The organism is Spirillospora sp. NPDC046719 (assembly GCF_040645715.1).
Classification (GTDB): domain Bacteria; phylum Actinomycetota; class Actinomycetes; order Streptosporangiales; family Streptosporangiaceae; genus Spirillospora.
This window is the reverse complement of record NZ_JBEYYT010000739.1, coordinates 1-3,005: the sequence shown is the minus strand read 5'-3', so window position 1 is coordinate 3,005 and position 3,005 is coordinate 1. Positions and strand designations below refer to the sequence as shown.

Annotated in this window: 4 protein-coding genes; all 4 read left to right on the top strand. The window is 75.2% G+C overall.

Features of this window, described 5'->3' with window-relative positions:
* The coding region (locus ABZ914_RS49510; RefSeq protein WP_500201537.1) for a hypothetical protein at positions 1-183 on the top strand (183 nt) is incomplete at its 5' end.
* Positions 180-1,142, top strand: a complete 963-nt coding sequence (locus ABZ914_RS49505) for a TAXI family TRAP transporter solute-binding subunit (RefSeq protein WP_500201536.1) — start codon at positions 180-182, stop codon at positions 1,140-1,142. The genes ABZ914_RS49510 and ABZ914_RS49505, both read left to right, overlap by 4 nt.
* Positions 1,139-1,864, top strand: coding sequence for a dienelactone hydrolase family protein (locus ABZ914_RS49500; protein ID WP_500201534.1), 726 nt, complete (start codon positions 1,139-1,141; stop codon positions 1,862-1,864). The genes ABZ914_RS49505 and ABZ914_RS49500 overlap by 4 nt, the downstream gene beginning before the upstream one ends.
* Positions 1,865-1,869: 5 nt before the next feature.
* The gene (locus ABZ914_RS49495; RefSeq protein ID WP_500201538.1) at positions 1,870-2,961 is read left to right on the top strand and encodes an alcohol dehydrogenase catalytic domain-containing protein; all 1,092 of its coding nucleotides are present in this window, start codon (positions 1,870-1,872) and stop codon (positions 2,959-2,961) included.
* The last annotated feature ends 44 nt before the right edge of the window (positions 2,962-3,005 follow it).

Below are 3,005 nucleotides of genomic sequence, written 5' to 3'. Positions count from 1 at the left end.
CGCGACGGGCGGCAGGCGATCGCCGACGCCGACGGGCGGCTCCAGTCCGCGCTGGCCGCCGCGCGCGGACGGTTCGTCCTGGTCAAGCCCGACCGCTACGTCGCCGCCGTGTTCCCCTCCGCCCATGCCGCGCGGGTGCGCGACGCCATGGCCGGCTACTTCGACCTGGAAGGCACCATATGACCCGCCCGCCCGAACCGAGGATCGACCGGTCGCTGACGTTGCACCTGCGCGGCGACTGGGGCGCCGCCAACCTGCACCGGGTCTGCGGCTGGATCTCCCAGGAGCTCACCGACCGCTGCGGCCCGTACACGAAGGTCGCGATCTGGAACAGCCGCGGTTACGCCGACGCCGTTCGCGCGGTGGGACGGGGCGAGGTGCACGTGGCGCTGACCACGCCCGCCGCGTTCGCCGCCGCCGCCCTGGACGGCCGCGGCCTGTACGCCGGGGAGTCGTTCCCCGAGCTGCGCGCGCTCGGGGTCGTCCCGCAGCGCGACCGTCTGGTCGTGGGAGTGCGCAGGACGCTCGGGATCACGTCGTTCGCGGAGCTGCGCGAGGCCGCGCCCGCGCTGACCCTCGCAACGTCCGGACACGACGGGGAGAACCACGTCGGCGTCGGCGCGCACGAGCTGCTGACCCGTTCCGGGGTCGACGTCGCGGGCTGGGGCGGGACGGTCCTGGCCGACGAGCGCCCCTGGGAGACGTTCGCCCACGTGCTGGCGGGACGCGCGGACGCCGTCGTCCACGAGGCCGTCATGCTGCCGCACTGGCAGGAGTTCGGCGCCGACCTGCACTTCCTGGAGGTGGAGCAGGACGTCCTCGACGGCCTGTGGGCCGACTACTCCTGGCCCGCGGCGACCGTCGAGGAGGGCCACTTCCCCGGCTGCCCGCGCTTCCGCACGCTCGACTTCTCCGACTTCCTGGTGCTGACCCGCTCCGACCTGCCCGACGACGTCGCCTACGCGATCGCGTGGGTGCTGGGCGAGACGCGGGAGGTCATCGAGCGCCAGTACCGGCACCTCCCGCCGGAGAAGAGCCCGATCACCTATCCCCTCGACCCGGTGGCGATGGGCCGCACGCCCGTCCCGCTGCATCCCGGCGCCGCCGAGTACTACGACGCCCTGCCGCAAGGAGAGTCATGACCGAATGGATCACCCTTGAGACCGCCGACGGCCCGATGCGCGTGTACGCCGCACGGCCGGACGGGGCCGCCGACCGGGCCGTCGTGGTCCTGCAGGAGGCGTTCGGCGTCAACGACCACATCCAGGACATCGCCCGCCGGTTCGCGGCGCGCGGGTTCCTGGCGCTGGCGCCCGACCTGTTCCACCGCACCGGGGTCGGCACCCTCGGCTACGACCGGCACGCCGAGGCGATGCCGCTGATCGGCGCGATCGGCCCTGACGCGATCGCCACCGACGTCGGCGCCGTCCTGGACCACCTCGCCGCCGGCGGCTTCGCCGCGGACCGGACCGCGGTCGTCGGGTTCTGCTTCGGCGGCCGCGCCGCCTTCACCGCCGCCACGGCGATCCCGGGGCTCGCCGCGACCGTCGTGTTCTACGGCCCCGGCATCGCGGCGGGCCCGCACGCCGTCCTGGACCGCTCCGGATCGATCGACGCGCCGATGCTGCTGCACGTCGGCGCCGACGACCCGACCATCCCCGCCGATCAGGTGAAGGCCATCGACGCGGCGCTGCGGGACGCGGGCGCCGACTTCGAACAGCACGTGTACGAGGACGCCGGGCACGCCTTCGCCTGCGACGCGCGCCCCCACATGTACCGGTCCGGCCCGGCCGAGACCGCCTGGGCGCGCACGCACGCGTTCCTCGACCGGCACCTGCCCTCGACCGCCGCGGAGGCCCGGTGAAGACGATGCTCGCCGCGCGCGCCGAGCGCGGCTCCGACGCGCTGCACCTGGCCGAGATCCCCGTCCCGGAGCCGGGGCCGCTGGACGTCCTGGTCGAGGTCGCGTCCGCCGGGCTCGCCCCCGGCATGATGCGGCTGCTCGCCCAGGGCGCCTTCCGGCATCTGCCGACCACCCTCGGGCACGAGGCCGCCGGGACGGTCGCCGCGGTCGGCGACCGGGTCACCGGGATCGCGCCCGGCGCCCGGGTCCGCGTCCACCCGAACCTGACCTGCCGGTCCTGCCGGTACTGCCGCACCGACCGCGAGATGATGTGCGCGCAGCAGGCGATGATCGGGCACGCCGCGTTCAGCGACGTCCCGATGCCGCTGTACGACGAGTACCACGACGGCGGGCTCGCCGGATACGTCCGCGTCCCGCACTGGCTCGTCGACCCGCTGCCGGACGCGGTGGGCTTCGACGTGGGCGCGAAGGTGCACGACCTCGCCAACGCGGTCCGCGCCCTCAAGCTCGCCGATCTCGCGGCGGGCGCGACCCTGGTCGTCACCGCCGCCACCGGGACGATGGGCACCGCCACCGTCGCCCTCGCCCCGCACTTCGGGGTCGCGCGGCTCGTCCTGGTGGGCCGCAGCACGGAGCGGCTGGAGGCGGTGCGCCGCCTCTCCCCCGGCGTCGCCACCGACATCCTCGCGCTGGACGGGCTGCCCGCCGGCTGGGAGGAGGGCCAGGGCCTCACCCGGGCGCTGCGGGACCTCGTGCCGGGCGGCGCCGACGCCGTCCTGGACTACGTCCCGCAGGGTCCGGTCACCCTCCAGGCCACGGCCGCGCTCACCACCGGCGGGACGCTCGTGCACATGGGCGCCAACCAGGCCCCGGTGACGCTTCCGATGGTCGCGCTGATGCGCAACTGCTGGCGGATCGTCGGGACCCGCGCCTGCACCCGCACCGACGCCGAGCAGGTCCTCGCCCTGCTCGGCAGCGGTGCGCTGGACGCCGCCGGCCTCATCACCCACCGGTACCCGCTCGCCGACGTGTCCCGCGCCGTCGACGCCATGCAGAGCCGGACCGAGCCGATCTGGATGGCCGTGGTCAACCCCTGACGGCCCCGCACGGAAGGCCGGCCCGGTGCGGAACGCACCGGGCC

Coding starts and splice junctions, on each gene's coding strand:
- ABZ914_RS49505 (WP_500201536.1), top strand. CDS start 180: ATGACCCGCCCGCCCGAACCGAGGATCGACCGGTCGCTGACGTTGCAC.
- ABZ914_RS49500 (WP_500201534.1), top strand. CDS start 1,139: ATGACCGAATGGATCACCCTTGAGACCGCCGACGGCCCGATGCGCGTG.
- ABZ914_RS49495 (WP_500201538.1), top strand. CDS start 1,870: ATGCTCGCCGCGCGCGCCGAGCGCGGCTCCGACGCGCTGCACCTGGCC.